This is a genomic window from Paracidovorax konjaci (assembly GCF_900112675.1).
GTDB classification, from domain to species: domain Bacteria; phylum Pseudomonadota; class Gammaproteobacteria; order Burkholderiales; family Burkholderiaceae_C; genus Paracidovorax; species Paracidovorax konjaci.
In genome coordinates this window covers 170,925-189,148 of the sequence record NZ_FOMQ01000009.1, presented here as the reverse complement: position 1 = coordinate 189,148, position 18,224 = coordinate 170,925, and the positions used below count along the sequence as shown (strand labels likewise).

16 protein-coding genes are annotated in these 18,224 nt (G+C 65.8%); 9 read left to right on the top strand and 7 right to left on the bottom strand.

What is annotated here, in order from left to right; translation table 11 throughout:
* From BM144_RS23465 to BM144_RS14925, 4 genes are all read left to right on the top strand, one after another.
* A partial coding sequence (locus BM144_RS23465) for an RHS repeat-associated core domain-containing protein (RefSeq protein WP_245783676.1) occupies positions 1–562 on the top strand: 562 nt, incomplete at its 5' end.
* 54 nt (positions 563–616) lie between these two features.
* On the top strand, positions 617–943 hold the full coding sequence (locus BM144_RS14935; RefSeq protein ID WP_139225731.1) for a VOC family protein: 327 nt from the start codon (positions 617–619) through the stop codon (positions 941–943).
* 459 nt (positions 944–1,402) lie between these two features.
* A complete protein-coding gene (locus BM144_RS14930) occupies positions 1,403–3,880 on the top strand; it encodes a penicillin-binding protein 1A (RefSeq protein ID WP_092953717.1) in 2,478 nt (825 codons plus the stop codon).
* Positions 3,881–4,042: 162 nt separating this feature from the next.
* A complete protein-coding gene (locus BM144_RS14925; RefSeq protein ID WP_092953675.1) occupies positions 4,043–4,825 on the top strand; it encodes a transporter substrate-binding domain-containing protein in 783 nt (260 codons plus the stop codon).
* 63 nt (positions 4,826–4,888) lie between these two features.
* On the opposite strand, the gene BM144_RS14920 is transcribed toward BM144_RS14925, so the two are convergent.
* Both BM144_RS14920 and BM144_RS14915 read right to left on the bottom strand, forming a co-directional pair.
* The gene (locus BM144_RS14920) at positions 4,889–5,440 is read right to left on the bottom strand and encodes an NUDIX hydrolase (protein WP_092953672.1); all 552 of its coding nucleotides are present in this window, start codon (positions 5,438–5,440) and stop codon (positions 4,889–4,891) included.
* A 90-nt stretch (positions 5,441–5,530) separates the two neighbouring features.
* Complete coding sequence (locus tag BM144_RS14915; RefSeq protein WP_092953669.1) at positions 5,531–6,226, bottom strand: fumarylacetoacetate hydrolase family protein; 696 nt, start codon at positions 6,224–6,226, stop codon at positions 5,531–5,533.
* A gap of 108 nt (positions 6,227–6,334) precedes the next feature.
* Here BM144_RS14915 and maiA point away from each other — a divergent pair, with 108 nt between their 5' ends.
* Entirely contained in the window at positions 6,335–7,003 is a 669-nt protein-coding gene (maiA, locus tag BM144_RS14910) for a maleylacetoacetate isomerase (RefSeq protein ID WP_092953666.1), read from the top strand.
* On the top strand, positions 6,982–7,866 hold the full coding sequence (locus BM144_RS14905; protein ID WP_092953663.1) for a purine nucleoside phosphorylase YfiH/LACC1 family protein: 885 nt from the start codon (positions 6,982–6,984) through the stop codon (positions 7,864–7,866). The genes maiA and BM144_RS14905 overlap by 22 nt, the downstream gene beginning before the upstream one ends.
* On the opposite strand, the gene BM144_RS14900 is transcribed toward BM144_RS14905, so the two are convergent.
* Positions 7,768–8,094 (bottom strand): hypothetical protein, encoded by a 327-nt coding sequence (locus tag BM144_RS14900; RefSeq protein ID WP_092953660.1) that lies wholly within the window; start codon positions 8,092–8,094, stop codon positions 7,768–7,770. The two genes, BM144_RS14905 and BM144_RS14900, sit on opposite strands and share 99 nt — an antisense overlap.
* 146 nt (positions 8,095–8,240) lie before the next feature.
* On the opposite strand from BM144_RS14900, the gene BM144_RS14895 reads away from it, so the two are divergent.
* From BM144_RS14895 to phbB, 3 genes are all read left to right on the top strand, one after another.
* Positions 8,241–9,950, top strand: a complete 1,710-nt coding sequence (locus BM144_RS14895) for a PHA/PHB synthase family protein (RefSeq protein WP_092953657.1) — start codon at positions 8,241–8,243, stop codon at positions 9,948–9,950.
* A 126-nt stretch (positions 9,951–10,076) separates the two neighbouring features.
* Positions 10,077–11,258 (top strand): acetyl-CoA C-acetyltransferase, encoded by a 1,182-nt coding sequence (locus BM144_RS14890; RefSeq protein WP_092953654.1) that lies wholly within the window; start codon positions 10,077–10,079, stop codon positions 11,256–11,258.
* Between the two features lie 207 nt (positions 11,259–11,465).
* The gene (gene phbB, locus BM144_RS14885) at positions 11,466–12,203 is read left to right on the top strand and encodes an acetoacetyl-CoA reductase (protein WP_092953651.1); all 738 of its coding nucleotides are present in this window, start codon (positions 11,466–11,468) and stop codon (positions 12,201–12,203) included.
* A gap of 409 nt (positions 12,204–12,612) precedes the next feature.
* Here phbB and BM144_RS14880 read toward each other — a convergent pair whose 3' ends face one another.
* The 4 genes from BM144_RS14880 to BM144_RS14865 form a co-directional block, all read right to left on the bottom strand.
* Complete coding sequence (locus BM144_RS14880; RefSeq protein ID WP_092953648.1) at positions 12,613–14,631, bottom strand: ABC-F family ATP-binding cassette domain-containing protein; 2,019 nt, start codon at positions 14,629–14,631, stop codon at positions 12,613–12,615.
* A 114-nt stretch (positions 14,632–14,745) separates the two neighbouring features.
* Complete coding sequence (gene prmB, locus BM144_RS14875) at positions 14,746–15,681, bottom strand: 50S ribosomal protein L3 N(5)-glutamine methyltransferase (RefSeq protein WP_092953645.1); 936 nt, start codon at positions 15,679–15,681, stop codon at positions 14,746–14,748.
* A complete protein-coding gene (gene dapE / locus BM144_RS14870) occupies positions 15,678–16,856 on the bottom strand; it encodes a succinyl-diaminopimelate desuccinylase (protein WP_175526038.1) in 1,179 nt (392 codons plus the stop codon). Before dapE ends, prmB begins: the two co-directional genes overlap by 4 nt.
* 134 nt (positions 16,857–16,990) lie before the next feature.
* Positions 16,991–18,154, bottom strand: coding sequence for a PilT/PilU family type 4a pilus ATPase (locus BM144_RS14865; protein ID WP_092953639.1), 1,164 nt, complete (start codon positions 18,152–18,154; stop codon positions 16,991–16,993).
* Between the last annotated feature and the right edge of the window lie 70 nt (positions 18,155–18,224).

The following is an 18,224-nucleotide window of genomic DNA, read 5'->3' as shown; positions in this document are numbered from 1 at the left end:
GCAGAACCTGCGGCTGCAGGGCCAGTACCTGGACCGCGAGACCGGGCTGCACTACAACACCTTCCGCTACTACGACCCGGACATGGGGCGGTTCATCAGCCCCGATCCGATCGGGCTCGCGGGTGGGTTGAATCTGCAGCAGTACGCGGTGAATCCGCTGTCCTGGATCGATCCGTTGGGTTTGTCGGATACGCCCATCGTGGTCATTGGGGAAGGCCAAGCGTCAGCGGATGAAGCCGCAAAGCTTCTGCGCCAACAAGGCTTGAACGCTGAGAGCATGAGGCATCCAAAGATGCAGTGGAGGGGAGGGCGTCTCTACGATGGAATGCCCGACGCTGAATTCGAAAAGGCTGTTCAATGGAATAAGGAATGGCTGCGCAAGAAAATCGAGGCAGGCTATCGCGTAGTCGATATAGGACCAGATGGCAGAGCGACTCCGAGCCGATTCTATGTGGCAGAACTCGATGCAGTCAGGGAAACAGGCGCTCCAAAAATCACCTTGAAGAAATTCGCCAACGGAGAAACCGTTGCGCAAATGAGAAACCGAATAAAGAGCTGCTGATTTATGTTGATATCAATATGGCCTCATGTCCAAGCTCCGGATTCTGAATTGCTGGTGAAGTTTTACGTATCGGAGTTGTCTCTTTTCAAGATCGCCTCTGATTATGGGATGGGTAGCTATTTGCTGGTTGCCAATGAAAACCCGTCGCTAGGCCTGCAGATTTCTCCTGGCGACAGCAGGGAAATTTCTCCCCGACCCCTTTTCACCATTGCTGTGCAGGAAATAGACTCCCTGTTCCAGCGCCTGAAAGATCTCGATTTTTCTTCAGGTGCGGAGCTGTTGACGAAAGAGAGTTTTTTTGACTACCCGGCAGGAAAGAGCATGAGCCTGAAAGATCCCGGTGGCAATATATTGGTTATCGAGCAGCCGTACTTCGATTAGCAGCGCGTGCCTTCTTTGCCAGAGGGTCAGTTCGCGGCCCGCGATGCACCGCCTGGAATTCCGAGGGGATGGCAATTCCAGAAGCTCCGATGTCGATGCGAACGGCTGGAATTTCTTCCGGCGGCTTTGAGCAGTCGCCGTCAGATTTCAAAGGAGTCACCTCTCCAACGGAGTGAGGCCACCGTGCCACCCGAGCCGTTACCATCCTGCCGCGGCCCTACCGTGCCATGGAGGGTCGCGAAAACCGCTGCCAGGCTCCGCGACCACCATCGTTCAGTCGGGCAGCGGTTGCCTGCGCGGGCCGCCGGGGTGACCGGTGGGCCCGCCTCCGCGCACCCGCTGCGCTTCTGATGTCGTGACCGCGTGACTGCCCCTTTGCTCGCCTCCCTGCGCTCCTGGATCTCCGAAGGGCGTCTTCCCACCTGGGTCCGCAGCACGGCTGCTGCCGTGCGCACGCGGATGTCGGGCCGCACACTGCTCTGGGCGCTCGTGTCCGTTCCCGCCGCGCTGCTGCTCTACATTCTGCTGCTGTGGCCGTTCACGCCCGCCATCAGCGACATTCGCAAGGCCAAGACCGAACAGCCGGCGCAGTTGGTCTCTGCCGATGGCCGGTTGTTGGCGGAATACCGCTGGGTCAATCGCGAATGGGTGGCGCTGGAGGACATCGCGCCGTCGGTCATGGACGCGCTGATCGCCACCGAAGACCATCGCTTCTACGACCATTTCGGCCTGGACTGGCGGCGCACGGCATCGGCGGTGGTCCGGACCCTGGGCGGGGACAAGCAGGGCGGCTCGACCATCACGCAGCAGTTGGCCCGCAACCTGTACCCCGAGGACATCGGCCGCGCGCCGACGCTCACGCGCAAGCTCAAGGAGGCGATCACGGCGTTCAAGATCGAGGCGCTGTATTCCAAGGACGAGATCCTGGAAACCTATCTCAACACCGTGCCGTTTCTCTACAACGCCTACGGCATCGAGATGGCCGCGCGGACCTATTTCGACAAATCTGCCGACAAGCTGACCGTACTGGAGAGCGCCACCCTCATCGGCATGCTCAAGGGCACGAGCTACTACAACCCGGTGCTCAACCCCGAGAGGGCGCAGGCGCGGCGCAACGTGGTGCTGGCGCAAATGCAGAAACGCGGCAAGCTGACGGCCAAGGAGTTCGACACGCTCTCCCAGCGCCCGCTCCGCATCCGCTTCGAGCGCCAGGTCGAAGCCGCCGGCCCCGCGCCGCATCTGGCGCAGCAGCTGCGCAAGCAACTCATCGACTGGGCCGACCGCACTGGGTACAGCCTGTATGCCGATGGGCTCGTGATCCGCACCACCATCGATTTCCGGCTGCAGACCCTGGCTAACCAGGCTGTGGCGCGGCAGGGGCGGCAGCTGCAGTCAATCGCCGACAGTGCCTGGGGCCCGCGCACATGGAACACCAAGAGCCCGCTGGTGCAGTCGTTAGTGCGGGAATCCGCCCAGTACGCCGCGGCCGTGGCCAAAGGCGCCACGCCGGACGCAGCGTTGAAGTCGCTGCTGGACGATGCCGACTTCCTGCGCAAGCTGCGCCAGGAAAAGACGCGGGTGCAGGCCGGTTTGCTGGCGCTGGATCCGCGCACGGGCCAAATCCGCGCCTGGGTGGGCAGCCGCGATTTCGCCCAGGATCCGTTCGACCACGTGCAGGCCGCCCGGCGGCAGCCGGGTTCGACGTTCAAGCCGTTCGTCTACGGCGCGGCGTTCGCACGGGGTGCGCAGCCCTCCGATACGCTGATCGATCAGGCCGTGGAAATCCCCCTGGGCGGTGGACAGGTCTGGCGCCCCACGGACGAAGGGGCGGCGCCCAGCGGCGAGCCCATGACGCTGCGCGACGGCCTCGCCTATTCGAAGAACACCATCACGGCGCAGCTGATGCAGCAGGTGGGGCCGGGCCGTGTCGCCGCCCTGGCGCGTGCGATGGGCATCCGGGAATCGGCGCTGGATGCCGTGCCTTCGCTCGCCCTCGGCACCAGCCCGGTAACGCTCAAGGAAATGGTGGCGGCCTACGGCACGATCGCGGAGGCCGGCCGCTACATCGCGCCCACGGCCATCACGCGCATCGAAGACAAGAACGGCAAGGTGCTGGAAGACTTCGCTCCGGCCGCGCCCGAGCGCGTGCTCGGCCTCGGGCCGGCGCAGGCACTGCGGGACGCTTTGCGCGCCGTGGTCGACAAAGGCACGGGTGCGGCCATCCGCTCGCGCTACGGCATCGCGGCCGATGTTGCGGGCAAAACCGGCACCACGCAGGACAACACCGATGGCTGGTTCATCCTGATGCATCCACAACTGGTCGCGGGTGCCTGGGCGGGCTTCAACGACGGCCGCGTGACGCTGCGCAGCGACTACTGGGGGCAGGGAGCGCACAGTGCGCTGCCGATGGTGGGCGAGGTCGTCCAGCAGGCCTTGCGGACGCGGGTGATCGACGCGCGGGAGAAGTTCGTCGACACGGAGGAAAGCAGTTGGGTGGGGCAGGCCGTGGATGGCGTGCGGGGATGGGCCGGCGCCGTGTACGACCTGTTCGGGCGTCGCACCGACGGGCAGGGCGTGGACGCGGCCCCGCAGGCTCCGTCCACGGCACCGCCGGCCAGCGCGCCGGCGCAGACGCGCCCCGAGATCACTGAAGCGCCGCTGGTGCCGTTGCAGGATGCCACCCCCCTGGCGCCTGCGGCCCCGCCGCCCGAGGTGATCGTGCCCCCGGAAAGCACGGTGCCGCCGGCAGACGGCGTGCCCGCTGCCACTCCGCCTCCGGCCGCTTTGCCCGCGGAGCCGGTGCGCCCCGTGGTGCCAGGCACCACCTCCCAGCCCGCTGGCACGGGTGCCGGCGGCGTGGAGGTTTCCCCGGTGCAACGGGGCACGGTGGTGCCGGGCCGCGGTTCGGAGCCGTTCTTCATCGAATCGCGCCCCTGAGATTCCGCGCCTCGGCAGCGGGCTTTGGCATGCGGCGGGCTGCGCCTGCCGGCGCACAGCAGAGCTATGCTGTCGTCCGCATGCCCGGGATCCACCGTGCCTTGCCGGCAGTGCCGGGCGTGCCCTTCCTCAGCCCTCTACACACCGCACAAGGCACCCTTCATGACGCGCACTCCTTTCGCTACCTTTCTCGCGGCCGCGGCCATCGCCGTCGGCGTTTTCGCCCAATCCGCGCACGCCGGCCCGCGGCTCGACCGGATCATGGAAGCGAAAGTCCTGCGGGTGGGCACGCCCGGCGACTACCGGCCTTTCGCGATCAAGACGGATGCGGGCTACTCCGGCCATGACATCGATGTGATCGAACTCATGGCCAAGGAAATGGGCGTGAAGGTCGAGTACGTGCCGACGAGCTGGCCCAACCTGATGAAGGACATCCAGTCCGACAAGTTCGACGTGGCCGTGGGCGGCATCACGCGCAACGTGACCCGCATCCGCCAGATCGAGATGCTCCCCGGCTACGCGCCTTTCGGCAAGGTGGCGCTGGTGCGCGCCGCGGACAAGGACAAGTACAAGACGCTGGCCGATCTGAACCAGCCTGCGGTGCGCGTCATCAAGAACCCGGGCGGCACCAACGAGACCTTCGTGCTGGAGAACCTCAAGGCGGCCCAGGTCGGCACGCACGACAAGAACGCTGAAATCCCGGCCTTGATCGCCGAAGGCAAGGGCGACGTGATGATCACCGAGACCTACGAAGCCCTGCATTACGCCAAGGCCGACCCCCGCCTGCATGCCGCCTTCGTCGCCACCCCGCTGACACCGCAGAACACGCTGGGCTTCATGCTGCCCAAGGACGATGCCGACTATTCGCGCGTGATGGAGTTCGTCTGGGGCCTGATCGACGCGCGCGGCCAGCTGAAGCTCGCCTCGGACAAGTGGCTGAAGTAAGCACGGCCCCACCACGCCCCGTGCCTGGAAAAGGCAGGCACGGGGCGGCGGCCGCTCTCCTGTTCAGTCGGTGAGGTCGATGCAGTGCATGCCGAAGGCGCCGGCACGGCGGTCGGCAAAGTAGCGCTCCAGGGTGGTCTTCACCGTCCGGAAGGCGATCTCGTCCCAGGGGATGTCCTGCTCGGTGAACAACCGGGCTTCGATGGTTTCGTACCCCGGGTTGAACTGATCGCTCTGCAACGTTGCCAAGTAGAAAAGATGCACCTGTCCCACCCGGGGCACATTGACCACCGAGAAGAGCGGACCCATGGCGATCTGGGCGCCGGCTTCTTCGTCCGTCTCGCGCGCAGCCCCTTCGGCGGTCGTTTCGTTCAGTTCCATGAAGCCGGCCGGCAGGGTCCACTTGCCCCAGCGCGGCTCGATGTTGCGCTTGCACAGCAGCACCCGATCGCCCAGCGCGGGAACGGTACCCACCACGTTGAGCGGGTTCTCGTAATGGATCGTGTGGCACGCCGGGCAGACCGCGCGCGGCTTGGTGTCGCCATCGTCGGGCACGCGGTACACCACCGCGGCGCCGCATTCCCGGCAGTGCTTGATCGGGCTGCGTAGTGTCATGGGTATGGATGAAATCTGCCGGATGCCGTCGGATCCATTGGATTGTTTGCTATTGTTTTTATAGTGATAAGGCGACTGGGATACGGGTGCTCATGCCACGGCCACGCGCAACGTTCCCAGGCCGTCCACACCGCCTTCCAGCACATCGCCCCGAACCACCGCACCCACGCCTTCGGGCGTGCCCGTGAAGATCAGGTCTCCGGGCTGCAGTTCCCAGGCGGCGGAGAGGTGCTCGATGGTCTCGCCGATGTTCCAGATCAGCCGCTGCACACTGCTGCGCTGGCGCTCCGTGCCGTTCACCGAGAGCCAGATCCCGGCCTGCTCCACATCGCCTGCCTGCGCCTTGGGCGTGATGGGGCCGATGGGCGCGCTGTGCTCGAAACCCTTGCCGATGCACCAGGGGCGACCCTGTTTCTTCATCTCGTTCTGCAGATCGCGGCGCGTCATGTCCAGGCCGACCGCATAGCCGTAGATGTGCCGGTGCGCATCGGCCGCGGCGATGTTCTTGCCGCCCTGGCCGATGGCCACCACCAGTTCGATCTCATGGTGGAGGTTGGAGGTGAGCGTGGGGTAGGGCAAGGCGCCCGTTTCGCCGGCGGCCGTCGGGACGATGCTGTCTGCAGGCTTCAGGAAGAAAAAGGGCGGCTCGCGCCCGGTGAAACCCATTTCCTTCGCGTGCTCTTCGTAATTGCGGCCCACGCAGTAGATGCGGTGGACGGGAAACCGGTCTTCGGAGCCCGCCACGGGCACGCTCGCGGTGGGGGCGGGAGGAATGACGTAGTTCATGGTCGATCGTCGGCTGGGGTTGCGGAGGCCGCCGCGCGCCGGTCAGCGCCGGTGCGCAGGGCGGGGTCGGCAGAGTGTGCCATGCATGGACGTTATGCTCGCCGAACCATGAAGCTGTTCAACTACTTCCGATCCTCCGCTTCCTACCGCGTGCGCATAGCATTGGCGCTCAAGGGCCTCGCCTACGAATACGTGCCGGTGCATCTGGTGCGCGCCGAGCACCGCGCCCCCGCCTATGCCGACCGCGTCGGCGACACGCTGCTGCCGGCGCTGGAACTGGACGACGGGACCACGCTCACGCAGTCCATGGCCATCGTCGAATACCTCGAAGAGATGTATCCGGAGCCCTCGCTGCTGCCGGCCGATGCGATCGGCCGCGCCCACGTGCGCGCGCTGGCGCAGATGGTGGCGTGCGACATCCATCCAATCAATAACCTGCGGGTGCTCAAGTACATCACCCAGGACCTGGGGCAGGACGAAGCCGCCAAGACCACGTGGTACCGGCACTGGACGCGGGGCGGCCTGCAGGCTTTCGAGCGGCAACTGGACCTGCTGGCGCGCGAGCGCGAAGCCGCCGGCCTGCCCGCATCGCGGCTGTGTTGGGGAGATGTGCCCACGCTGGCCGACTGTTGCCTCGTTCCCCAGATCTTCAATGCCCAGCGCTTCCAGGTGGACCTGGGCGGCCTGCCGCGCACGATGGCGGCCTGGGAAGCCGCCTCGGCATTGCCCGCCTTCCAGGCGGCCCACCCCTCCGCATGCCCGGACAACGAAGGGTGACGGCGGGGCCATCGTTACCGGCCGACTGGCTGCGCCCCGGCTGGCCGGCGCCAGCGCACGTGCACGCCCTCTGCACCACGCGATCGGGTGGTGTGAGCCAGGGGCCGTGGGCCACCTTCAACCTGGGTGACCACGTGGACGATCTGCCGCAAGCCGTCGGGCAGAACCGCCAGCGGCTGCGCGACGGGTTGACGGCCTGGGATGGTTCGGCAGTAGTGCCGCGGTTTCTCAGGCAGGTGCATGGAACATCCGTGGCCGACCTGGACGCCGACCCTCCCGACGGCACGCAAGCCGACGCCTGCACGGCCAGCCGGCCCGGCCGTGCCTGCACCATCATGGTGGCAGATTGCCTGCCGGTGCTGTTCACCAACCGGCACGGGACGCGTGTCGCAGCCGCCCATGCGGGCTGGCGCGGCCTGGCCGGCGGGGTGCTGGAGCAGGCGCTGGCGTGCTTCGGTGCTCCCGGTGCAGTGGGATCCGCGGCATCGGGAGCGGTCTCTGGAGTGGAGGGGCGCTTCGGCCGGGACGATGTCCTCGCCTGGCTGGGCCCTTGCATCGGGCCCACCGTTTTCGAAGTGGGAGACGAGGTGCGCCAGGCGTTCTGCGACCAGGACCCTGCGGCTGCAGCGCATTTCAGCGCGCGGGCCGATGGCAAGCACCTGGCGAGCCTGCCCGGCCTCGCCCGGCAGCGCCTGGGGGCCCTGGGGGTCGGCAGCGTGCACGGCAACGATGGCACTGACGGATGGTGCACCGTCCTCCAGTCGTCACGGTTCTTCTCGCACCGCGCTTCGATGGGCCTGGCCGGGGTCAGCGGCGGGAGGATGGCTGCCTGCATCTGGATCGGGCGGAGCGGAAAGGTCTGATTCCTTGCGTTTTGCCGCGGCCCGATCCGCGGCCTCCTGGCGCTCGCGCGCGTGCAGCGCGCGCTTGCGCCCGGGCGTGCCGAGGATGTAGACCACGATCGCCAGGGGCAGCAGGCCGTAGAGCGTGAAGGTGATGAGCGCCCCCAGCAGGCTGCCCTGCGGGCTGCTGGCTTCGGCAACCGCCATCATCACCGTGACGTACAACCAGCCGATGACTACCAGATACATGTCGTGCGCATCCTGAAACTCTGAGCTATATCGTGAAAAATCGAAAGTGGCATTGCTTCGGTGACCACGGCTCGGCAACAATGCCTGCACGCAGTTCCCCGAGGGGGCATCGCGATGCGGCATGATGAGACCGAGGAGACAATTCCATGGATTTTGAAGCAGGCTGGGCCGGCAGCGCCCAGCAAATCCAGCAGAAACTGAACCAGAGCTGGGCCCAGGCGCTGGAGGCATTCCGCCAGGCCGGCGGCAGTGCCACAGGCACCGGACCGGCGGCTCCGCAGCCATCCCTGCGCTTCGCTCCCGACAAGCTGGCCGCGTTGCAGCAGCAGTATGTGCAGGAAGCCGGGGAACTCTGGAGCCAGGCACTCCAGCCCGCAGCGATCAAGGACCGGCGCTTCAGCGGTGCGGCATGGTCCGAAAGCCCCATGGCCGCCTTTTCGGCAGCGGCCTATCTGCTCAATGCGCGTACGCTGATGGGCCTGGCCGATGCGGTGGAGGCCGACGCCAAGGTCCGGGCCCGCATCCGTTTCGGGGTAGAGCAGTGGATGGCGGCGATGTCGCCGAGCAATTTCCTGGTCTTCAACCCGGAAGCGCAAAAGAAAGCCGTCGAAAGCAAGGGCGAGAGCCTGGCCAAGGGCATTGCGAACCTTCTGCACGACATGCGGCAGGGCCATGTCTCGATGACCGACGAGAGCATCTTCGAGGTCGGCCGCAACGTGGCCACCTCGGAAGGTGCCGTGGTGTACGAGAACGCGCTGTTCCAGCTCATCGAATACAAGCCGCTCACCAGCAAGGTCCATGAGCGTCCCTTGCTGGTGGTGCCGCCGTGCATCAACAAGTTCTACATCCTGGATCTGCAGCCCGAGAATTCCCTCATCCGGCATGCGGTCGCCCAGGGCCATCGCACGTTCGTCGTGAGCTGGCGCAACCCGGGCGAATCGCTCGCCCAGGCCACCTGGGACGAGTACATCGAAGACGCCGTGGTCTGCGCCATCGACACGGCCCGGCAGATCGCGGGCACCGACCAGATCAATGCGCTGGGGTTCTGCGTGGGCGGCACCATGCTCGCCACCGCGCTGGCCGTGCTGGCGGCCCGGGGCGAAGAGCCGGTGGCCAGCGCGACGTTCCTCACCACACTCATCGATTTCACCGACACCGGCATCCTCGATGTCTTCATCGACGAGAGCTTCGTGCGCTTCCGCGAACTGCAGATGGGGCATGGCGGGCTGATGAAGGGCCAGGATCTGGCGTCCACCTTCAGCTTTCTGCGGCCCAACGATCTCGTCTGGACCTATGTGGTGGGCAACTACCTGAAGGGCGAGACGCCGCCGCCGTTCGATCTGCTGTACTGGAACAGCGACTCGACCAATCTTCCGGGGCCCTTCTACGCCTGGTATCTGCGCAACCTCTACCTGGAAAACAACCTCGTCAAGCCGGACCGTCTCACGGTTTGCGGTGAGCCGATCGACCTGTCCCGCGTCGACCTGCCGGTGTACATCTACGGCTCCCGCGAGGACCACATCGTCCCCATCGACGCGGCCTATGCCTCCACGCAAGTCCTGCCAGGGCCGAAGCGGTTCGTCATGGGGGCTTCCGGGCACATCGCAGGCGTCATCAATCCGCCGGCCAAGAAGAAGCGCAGCCACTGGCTACGGCCCGACGACGCGCTGCCCGCGACGTTGGCCGAATGGCTGGAGGGGGCGACCGAGCATCCCGGAAGCTGGTGGACCGACTGGACCGATTGGCTGGCCGTCCATGCCGGTCCGCTGGTGCCCGCGCCCAAGCGCTATGGCAAGGGAACGCGATTCCAGTCGATCGAACCCGCGCCAGGGCGCTACGTTCAAGAACGGTCCTGACACCCACGGCGCAAAGCACCATCGAAGCTGCGGCAGACCATCGGCCTGCGTGCCTGCCGAGACCACGCTGCAGCGCCCATCCTTTTTGTTTCCAACCCATTTTCACCATCACACCTGAGGATCGACATGGAAGACATCGTCATTGTTTCAGCCGTTCGCACACCCGTCGGCAAGTTCGGCGGCGCACTCGCCAAGACCCCCGCGACCGAATTGGGCGCGATCGTGATCAAGGAGGCCCTTGCGCGTGCAAAGGTCCCGCTGGACCAGGTCGGTGAAGTGATCATGGGACAGGTGCTGGCCGCAGGCGCGGGCCAGAACCCTGCGCGGCAGGCCATGATGAAAGCCGGCGTCGCCAAGGAAACGCCGGCGCTCACCATCAACGCGGTATGCGGATCGGGCCTCAAGGCCGTCATGCTGGCGGCGCAGGCCGTCGCCACCGGCGACAGCGAAATCGTGGTGGCGGGCGGGCAGGAAAACATGAGCCTTTCGCCCCACGTACTCAACGGTTCGCGCGACGGCCAGCGCATGGGCGACTGGAAGATGGTCGACACCATGATCGTGGACGGACTCTGGGACGTCTACAACCAGTACCACATGGGCATCACCGCCGAGAACGTGGCCAAGCAGCAAGGCATCGACCGTGCGCAACAGGACGCGCTGGCGCTGGCGAGCCAGCAGAAGGCTGCCGCGGCACAGGACGCGGGCAAGTTCAAGGATGAGATCGTCGGTGTGAGCCTGCCCCAGAAGAAGGGCGATCCCGTGCTGTTCGACGCCGATGAATACCTGAACCGCAAGACCAATGCCGAAGCCCTGGCAGGCCTGCGCCCCGCGTTCGACAAGGCGGGCTCCGTCACGGCGGGCAATGCCTCGGGCATCAACGACGGCGCTGCCGCCGTGGTGGTGATGAGTGCCAAGAAAGCGGCGTCCCTCGGGCTCACGCCGCTCGCCCGCATCGCCGGCTACGCCACGAGCGGGCTGGACCCCGCCACCATGGGCATGGGACCGGTGCCCGCCACCCGCAAAGCCCTGGAGCGGGCCGGCTGGAGCGTCGCCGACGTGGACCTGTTCGAGCTCAACGAGGCCTTTGCCGCGCAAGCCTGCGCCGTCAACAAGGAGCTGGGAGTCGATCCGTCGAAGGTCAACGTGAATGGCGGTGCCATCGCGCTCGGCCATCCGATCGGCGCATCCGGTTGCCGCGTGCTGGTGACGCTGCTCCATGAACTGCAGCGCAGTGGCGCACGCAAGGGCGTGGCGGCACTGTGCATCGGTGGCGGCATGGGCGTCGCGCTGGCCGTGGAACGGGTCTGATATTTCGCCTGCTGAGCGACCGTCTGCCGGAAGCCGCACTGAAGTGCGGCTTTTTTCCAGTCACGGCCTGCTGGCGCTATGCGCTGCATAACCGTTCGTAGAGAGCGCGCGGGCGGACAACAGAGTCGCTCGGTGTTTCCCTCAGCGGCGGCAGTCCAAATCTTGGGTAGAGTGGTCGCGTGAATCGTTGACTAGGAGATAAATCACATGAATCAGAAAATCGCGTATGTCACGGGGGGCATGGGTGGCATCGGTACCGCCATCTGCCAGCGCCTGCACAAGGATGGCTTCAAGGTCATCGCAGGGTGCGGTCCCACCCGCGACCACGCCAAGTGGCTCGCAGAGCAGAAAGCCCTGGGCTTCACGTTCCATGCTTCCGTCGGCAACGTGGGTGACTGGGATTCCACGGTGGCGGCTTTCACGCATGCCCGTGCCGAATTCGGCACGGTGGACGTGCTGGTGAACAACGCAGGCATCACGCGCGACCGCATGTTCCTCAAGATGTCCCGCGAAGACTGGGATGCCGTGATCGAAACCAACCTCAACAGCATGTTCAACGTGACCAAGCAGGTCGTGGGCGACATGGTCGAGAAAGGCTGGGGCCGCATCATCAACATCAGCAGCGTGAACGGTGAAAAAGGCCAGGCAGGGCAGACCAACTACTCGGCTGCAAAAGCCGGGATGCATGGCTTCTCGATGGCTCTGGCACAGGAACTGGCGACCAAGGGCGTCACGGTGAACACCGTGAGCCCCGGATACATCGGGACCGACATGGTGAAGGCGATCCGGCCGGACGTGCTGGAGAAGATCGTCGCGACGGTCCCCGTGAAGCGCCTGGGTGAGCCCAGCGAGATCGCGTCGATCATCGCCTGGCTAGCGTCGGAAGAAGGCGGCTACGCCACCGGGGCCGATTTCTCGGTGAACGGCGGCCTGCACATGGGCTGAGGCTCTTGTCGACCCTTTACAAGGGTCGCAGGCGCAAAAAACCCCGCTTGGCGGGGTTTTTTTCATGGAGAAATGAAATTCAGGAAGTGTGTCGACTCGGGAGGGGCAGCGCGGCGATCGGGTGGCTGTGCACGTTATCGATCTTTGTTGCCGGCGCCGCTGGCTCAGAAGCGGCCGGGGGCGCGCTTGCGGTCACGTTCGTCTTCAGGCCAGGCAGACAGGATTGCGGTGGTGTTCATCGTTAACTCCTTGGATGGATGAACAACGCACCGTCTTTGGAGCGCGTTGACAGCAGAACGAAAAAAAATGCAACCAGCCGAAGGCCCATCATTTGCTATGAAAAAAATAGCAAACAATCGAGCAAGGAGAACGGCATGGGCAGGAAAAAGTTGACTCCAGTTGCACAATATTACTTGTCTGCAGACTGCTCGATGGCTTCAATTTCCTCCGAAGCTTCCAGCCACCGTTCCTCCAGACGCTCGATTTCATCGCCGCAGCTTTTGAGCTTGCGGCCGCATCCAGCGATCTCGGCAGGGGGCAAAGGCTGGGCCAGGCGCTCCTCCAGACCCGATTTCTCGGCGCCCAAAGCGGCGAGGCGTTGGCTGATCTGCTCCAGTTCCCGCTTGAGTGGCCGGGTTTTCTCGGCCAATTGCTGCCGGGCCTGTGCACCCAGCTTGCGCTGCTCGCGGGCGTCGCCGCGCGCAGCGGCGGGCGCTGGAGAAGGGGGAGGCGGTGCGACGACGACAGGTTCCGCCTTGGCGGTCGCCTTCTGCAGGCTGGATGCTGCCGCGGTGCGGGCCTCGTCGCGCAGGCGCTTGGATTCTTCCAGCAGGTAGCGCTGGTAATCGTCCAGATCTCCGTCGAACGGGCCCACCACTCCACGGCCGACCAGCCAGAATTCATCGCAGACGGCGCGCAGCAGGGCCCGGTCGTGGCTCACGAGCATCACGGTGCCTTCGAATTCATTGAGCGCCATCGACAGCGCTTCGCGCGTGGCCAAATCGAGGTGGTTGGTGGGCTCGTCCAGCAGCAGCAGGTTGGGGCGTTGCCAGACGATCATCGCCAGCACGAGCCGGGCCTTTTCACCGCCGCTCATGGTGCCCACGGACTGCTTGACCATGTCCCCGGAGAAATTGAAGGTGCCGAGGTAATTGCGCAGATCCTGCTCACGGCTCGGTTCACGCACATGGGCGCCCAGGTCCTTGGCCAGCCGGATCATGTGCTCCAGCGGATTGTCGGCCGGCCGCAGTACGTCGAGTTCCTGCTGCGCGAAGTAACCGATCGACAGCCCCTTGCCTTCCGTCACACTGCCGGCCAGCGGTCGCATGGTGCGGGCAACGGTCTTGACGAGTGTCGACTTGCCCTGCCCGTTGGCGCCGAGGATGCCGATGCGCTGGCCCGCGAGCACGGATCGGCTCACATGGCGCAGGATGGTCTTGGGTGCGCCGTCCTCGTCGGCTTCGTAGCCGAAGGCGGCGTCCGTGATCGCGAGCATCGGGTTGGGCAGGTTCGCAGGCTCCTTGAAGCTGAAGGTGAATTCCGCGCCCATCAGCACAGGCGCGATCTTCTCCATGCGCTCCAGGGCCTTGACCCGGCTCTGCGCCTGCTTGGCCTTGCTGGCCTTGGCCTTGAAGCGGTCGATGAACTTCTGCAGATGGGCGATCTTGTCCTGCTGCTTGGAATAGCTGGCGGCCTGCAGTTCCATCTGCTGGGCCCGCAGTTCCTCGAACCGGCTGTAGTTGCCGCCGTACCGGGTGAGCCGCGCGTTGTCGATGTGCAGCGTGACGGTCGTGATGGCGTCCAGGAACTCGCGGTCGTGGCTGATGACGATCAGCGTGCCGGCGTAGCGCTGCAGCCAGGCCTCCAGCCAGACGAGCGCGTCCAAGTCGAGGTGGTTGGTGGGTTCGTCGAGCAACAACAGGTCGCTGGGGCACATGAGGGCCCGTGCCAGCTGCAGCCGCATGCGCCAGCCGCCGGAAAAGCTGTTCACCGGCCGGCCGAGTTCTTCCACCTTGAAGCCCAGCCCCAGGATCAGCGCCTGTGCGCGCGGCACGGCGTCGTGGTCACCGGCGTCGCCCAGGTCGGCATAGGCCTGGGCGATGGCCATGCCGTCCTCGGCCTGTTCCGCCGCGGCGAGGGCCTCGCGCAGTTCGCAGAGCCGGGTGTCGCCGTTCAGCACGAACTCGGTGGCGGAGTCATCCGTCTCCGGCATGTTCTGCGCGACCTGCGCCATGCGCCACTGTGGCGGCATCGAGAAATCGCCCCCGTCTTCGTGGAGCGAACCGTTGAGCAGGGCAAAAAGAGAGGACTTGCCGGCGCCGTTGCGCCCCACGAGGCCGACTTTCTCGCCGGGGTTGAGGGTGACGCTGGCACTATCGAGCAGCACCTTGGCGCCGCGGCGCAAAGTGACGTTGTTCAGAAGGATCATGGTGGGAAAAGCACGGCAGGCGGCGGATGCCGCCCGCAAAAAATCAGCCGCGCATGGTACTGGATGCGCTGGTGGGCGCCGGCCGGCCCCGTCCGGGCCCAGTGCCGCTTGCCGTCAGGCCGGGGGGAGGGAAGGATTCAGCACCAGTGCTTCGCGGGTGAGCAGCAGCACCTGATCGTCGCCCGCGCTGGTTTCCAGCCAGAACACGGGCAGGTCGGGAAAAGCCGCTTCGAAGTGGGCGCGTTCATTGCCGATCTCCAGTACCAGCACGCCATGCCCACGGAGCGCTGCGGGAGCCGCCGCGAGCAGCGAGCGAACGAAATCCATGCCATCCGCGCCGCCCGCCAGGGCCAATTCCGGCTCGGCGCGGTACTCCGCAGGCAGGGCTGCCATGCTCGATGCGTTCACGTACGGCGGGTTGCACAGGATGAGGTCCCAGGGGCCCGGCACGGCCGAGAGGCCATCGGAGAGCGTGAGCGCAACGCGATCGGCGAGGTCATGGCGTTCCACGTTGATGCGCGCCACGGCCAGCGCGTCCGGAGACAGGTCTGCGCCGGTGACACGCACGTCCGGATAGGCCATGGCCGCCAGCACCGCCAGGCTCCCGTTGCCGGTGCAGAGGTCGAGCACGTCGCGCGTCTCGGCGCCCAGGAATCCGTCGATGCTGCCATCGGCCAGCAATTCGGCAATGAAGCTGCGGGGCACGATGGCACGTTCGTCCACATAGAACGGCACGCCCTGCAGCCAGGCCTCCTGTGTGAGGTAGGCCGCGGGCTTGCGCGTGGCGATCCGTTCTTCGATCAGTGCCGCGACCTGCGCCTGCTGCTCGGGGGTGACGGGATGCCCGGCCCCGGGCGCATCGGCGTCCAGCGGCGTGTCCAGAGGAAGGCCCAGGCGCCAGAGCACCAGCCAGGCCGCCTCGTCGTAGGCGTTGGTGGTGCCGTGACCGAAGGACACGCCGGCGGTGCCGAGCCGATCTGCCGCGCTGGCCACCAGCGCCGGCAGGGTGGCTGCGTAAAGCCGTGCCGGGTTGTCGTCGGATGCCGTCATTGCGCGGCCGCCTGTGCGTTCAGCCGCTCGAGGGTGCGGCGGTAGATGTTCTTGAGCGGCTCCACGTCCGCCACCACGACGTGTTCGTCGATCTTGTGGATGGTGGCGTTGGGGGGGCCGAGTTCGATGACCTGCGGACACACCTGCGCAATGAAGCGTCCGTCGCTCGTGCCGCCGGTGGTGGAGAGTTCGGTATCGATGCCCGTCTCGTCGGAGATGGCCTGCCGCACCGCGTTCACCAGTTCGCCCGGCGCGGTGAGGAAGGGCTGCCCGCCGAGCGTCCAGGACAGGCTGTATTCCAGTCCGTGGCGGTCGAGCAGGTTGTGGACGCGGGTCTTCAGGCCTTCGGCCGTGGATTCGGTCGAGAAACGGAAGTTGAAATCGATCACCACGGTGCCGGGAATGACGTTGCTCGCGCCGGTGCCGCCGTGGATGTTGCTGATCTGCCAGCTCGTGGGCGGGAAGTAATCGTTGCCCTGGTCCCAGGCGGTCGCCGCCAGCTCGGCCAGGGCCGGAAGGGCCTGGTGGATGGGGTTGCGCGCCAGCTGGGGGTAGGCGATGTGGCCCTGGATGCCACGCACGGTGAGCTTGCCCGACAGCGTCCCGCGCCGGCCGTTCTTGATCATGTCACCGGTCTTCTGCACGGAGGTCGGTTCACCGACGATGCACCAGTCGAGCGTTTCGCCACGCGCGGACAGGCGTTCCACGACGACCTTGGTGCCGTCCACCGAGGGGCCTTCCTCGTCGCTCGTGAGCAGGAAGGCCAGCGCAATGGACGGCTCGGGCGTGGCGGCCAGGAATTCCTCCACGGCGACCACGAAGGCCGCGATGGATGTCTTCATGTCGCTCGCGCCACGGCCATAGAGCTTGCCGTCGCGGTGGGAGGGCGTGAACGGGTGGCTGCCCCATTGCTCCAGCGGGCCGGTGGGCACGACGTCGGTGTGCCCGGCAAATACTATGGTTTTTGTAGCAGACTTTTCAATGGATCCGGCGGCATGGGGCCGTTTTGCCCATAAGTTGCTCACTCGGAAGGTGTCCGGACCGCTGTCGATCCGCTCGCAGGCAAAGCCCAGCGGCACCAGGCGTTCGGCCAGCAGGTCGAGGCAGCCGGCGTCGTCGGGGGTGACGGAGGGGCGGGAGATGAGCTGTTCGGCCAGGATCAGGGTACGGGACATCGTGGACGCGGGCATCGCATGGCGCGGGGCCCGGAAGTGAGGGAGGGAAGAAAGGGAAAAGGAAGTTCGCCAGCACCCGGAAGCATCGGCGCCGGCCCGGGCGCCGCACCGGTGTGCGGGCACGGGCCGGCGGGTCAGTGGGGTTTGACGTCCAGCACGATCTCGGTGAAGGAGGGCTGGTCTTCTTCCTCCTGGGCGCCCGCATCCTTGCGATCGCGCGCGGCGTTGGCGGCCTGCGAGAAATCGTTCTGGAGGCGCCACATCAGGTTGGTGGGCGAATCGGCGTAGGCCAGGCCTTCCTTGCGGTCGATGCGGCCGTCCAGGATGAGGCGTGCCAGATCGTGTTCGAAGGTCTGGGAGCCTTCGGCCATCGACTTCTCCATGGCCTCGCGGACCCCGGAAAAATCGCCCTGTTCGATCATCTCGGCCACCAGCTTGGTGTTGAGCAGGACTTCGACGGCCGGCAGGCGGTCGCCCGTGGGCGAGCGCACCAGCCGCTGCGACACGACCGCCTTCAGCGCCGAGGCCAGGTCGCCCAGCATGGTGGGGCGCACTTCCACGGGGTAGAAGCTCAGGATCCGATTGAGGGCGTGGTAGCTGTTATTGCCGTGCAGCGTGGCCAGGCACAGGTGGCCCGACTGTGCATAGGCGATAGCGGCGGACATGGTCTCGCGGTCGCGGATCTCGCCGATCAGGATGACGTCGGGCGCCTGCCGCAGCGCGTTCTTGAGCGCCGTCTGCAGCGATTGCGTGTCGGCGCCGATCTCGCGCTGGTTGATGATGGATTTCTTGTTCTTGAACTGGTACTCGACCGGGTCTTCCACCGTGAGGATGTGGCCCGTGAGCTGCTCGTTGCGGCTGTCGATCATCGACGCGAGCGTGGTGCTCTTGCCCGAGCCCGTGGCACCGACGACCAGCAGCAGCCCGCGCTTTTCGAGGATCAGGTCGCCCAGGATGGGCGGCAGGTTGAGGCTGGACAGCGCCGGGATGTGCTGCGCGATGAAACGCACCACCACCGCATAGCTGCCGCGCTGGCGCATGGCGCTCACGCGAAAGCGGCCCACGCCCGTGAGCGGCACCCCCATGTTCAGCTCGCCCGTCTCCTCCAGCTCTTCGATGCGGTCGGGCGGCACGATCTCCGAGAGCAGGTTCTTCGGCGCGTCGAACGGCAGCAACTGGCTGTTGACCGGCACGCATTCGCCGTTGATCTTGATGAGGACCGGGGCGTTGGCCGAAAGGTAGACGTCCGAGGCCCGCTTTTCGGCCATCAGGCGAAGAATCCGCTCCATCGTGCTCATGGGATGTCCCTTGCGAAGGTGGGTGCGATGTGGAAAGAGGCCGGACGAGAGGACGGGCGTGGAGGCTGCC

Excerpts from the sequence above, each read along its gene's own strand:
- BM144_RS14880 (WP_092953648.1), bottom strand. The coding sequence starts at position 14,631 with ATGATCCTTCTGAACAACGTCACTTTGCGCCGCGGCGCCAAGGTGCTG.
- BM144_RS14905 (WP_092953663.1), top strand. The coding sequence starts at position 6,982 with ATGCCCGGACAACGAAGGGTGACGGCGGGGCCATCGTTACCGGCCGAC.
- BM144_RS14930 (WP_092953717.1), top strand. The coding sequence starts at position 1,403 with ATGTCGGGCCGCACACTGCTCTGGGCGCTCGTGTCCGTTCCCGCCGCG.
- BM144_RS14890 (WP_092953654.1), top strand. The coding sequence starts at position 10,077 with ATGGAAGACATCGTCATTGTTTCAGCCGTTCGCACACCCGTCGGCAAG.
- BM144_RS14865 (WP_092953639.1), bottom strand. The coding sequence starts at position 18,154 with ATGAGCACGATGGAGCGGATTCTTCGCCTGATGGCCGAAAAGCGGGCC.
- maiA (WP_092953666.1), top strand. The coding sequence starts at position 6,335 with ATGAAGCTGTTCAACTACTTCCGATCCTCCGCTTCCTACCGCGTGCGC.
- BM144_RS14920 (WP_092953672.1), bottom strand. The coding sequence starts at position 5,440 with ATGACACTACGCAGCCCGATCAAGCACTGCCGGGAATGCGGCGCCGCG.
- dapE (WP_175526038.1), bottom strand. The coding sequence starts at position 16,856 with ATGTCCCGTACCCTGATCCTGGCCGAACAGCTCATCTCCCGCCCCTCC.
- BM144_RS14900 (WP_092953660.1), bottom strand. The coding sequence starts at position 8,094 with ATGTATCTGGTAGTCATCGGCTGGTTGTACGTCACGGTGATGATGGCG.
- BM144_RS14895 (WP_092953657.1), top strand. The coding sequence starts at position 8,241 with ATGGATTTTGAAGCAGGCTGGGCCGGCAGCGCCCAGCAAATCCAGCAG.
- prmB (WP_092953645.1), bottom strand. The coding sequence starts at position 15,681 with ATGACGGCATCCGACGACAACCCGGCACGGCTTTACGCAGCCACCCTG.
- BM144_RS14925 (WP_092953675.1), top strand. The coding sequence starts at position 4,043 with ATGACGCGCACTCCTTTCGCTACCTTTCTCGCGGCCGCGGCCATCGCC.
- BM144_RS14915 (WP_092953669.1), bottom strand. The coding sequence starts at position 6,226 with ATGAACTACGTCATTCCTCCCGCCCCCACCGCGAGCGTGCCCGTGGCG.
- phbB (WP_092953651.1), top strand. The coding sequence starts at position 11,466 with ATGAATCAGAAAATCGCGTATGTCACGGGGGGCATGGGTGGCATCGGT.